General features: G+C 64.2%; 1 protein-coding gene and 1 pseudogene. Both read left to right on the forward strand.

Going from position 1 to position 1,086, the window contains the following annotated elements:
* On the forward strand, positions 1 to 306 hold a 306-nt coding region (locus PV419_RS52850; RefSeq protein WP_319701241.1), incomplete at its 5' end, for a VCBS repeat-containing protein.
* A gap of 36 nt (positions 307 to 342) precedes the next feature.
* A pseudogene (locus tag PV419_RS52855) lies at positions 343 to 1,086 on the forward strand (peptidase M23); the annotation flags it as partial.

Genomic DNA, 1,086 nt, shown 5'->3' on the forward strand with positions numbered 1-1,086 from the left:
CTCGACGGCGACGGCAAGTCCGAAATCATCACCGTCCTCGACAACGGCGACGTCAAAGCCTGGCACAACGGACGCGGCTTCACCGAAATGCCCTGGGACGCCGACATCATCATCGGCCAAGGCTTCACCAAGGACAACACCCACTTCGCCGACCTCGACGGCGACGGCAAGTCCGAAATCATCACCGTCCTCGACAACGGCGACGTCAAAGCCTGGCACAACGGACGCGGCTTCACCGAAATGCCCTGGGACGCCGACATCATCATCGGCCAAGGCTTCACCAAGGACAACACCCACTTCGCCTGACCTTCAGCCCACCTTCACCTGGAAACGGACCGGACCATGCCTTCAACCAGACGAAAGAGCATCGCACGTGTCGCCTTGGGCGGTGTCGTGGCAGCCTTCATGGCCATCGAGCTGTCCTTACCCGCAGCGGCCGCCGACCGTCCGAAAGACCCCTCGGAAATCTGGCCCCAGCAGGTCGGCATCACCTACAACGCCCTGCCCTGTGTCGCGGGTGGCCCGTCGGCCCAGGACGCGGCGACCGCGGCCGCGTTGAATCCGCAGTTGCAGAACAAGATGCGCGGCTATATGAACGCGTACAACACCTCGTGTGCGCGGGCGGTGGTGCAGGCGGTCAAGAATCGAGGGCTCAACGAGCGGGCCGCCGCGATCGCCATCGCCACCACGATCGTGGAAACCAGCATCGCCAACCTCGATGGCGGGGACGCCACCTCAGTGGGCCTCTACCAGCAGCAGAACAGCTGGGGGAGCTTCGCCGAACGGACGAACCCCACGTGGGCGACCAACAAGTTCCTCGCTGTGATGGAGAGCTTCTACCCGAACGGGTCCTGGAACACCGCTCCCATCGGGGATGTCGCCGCCGATGTCCAGCGGCCGGCCGCGCAATACCGTTACCGTTATGCCGAGCAGGCCAACGACGCGGTCGTCATCGCTCACCGAATATGGTCGGAGATATCGCGCCACGGTTCCTCGGTGTCGGGGGACGGCAAGGCCGACATCGTGACGGTCCTGGACAACGGCGATGTGAAGGCGTGGCGCAACGGCGCGGGTTTCGCGCAGATG

This window comes from Streptomyces sp. ME19-01-6, assembly GCF_033793745.1.
In the GTDB taxonomy this organism is placed as follows: domain Bacteria; phylum Actinomycetota; class Actinomycetes; order Streptomycetales; family Streptomycetaceae; genus Streptomyces.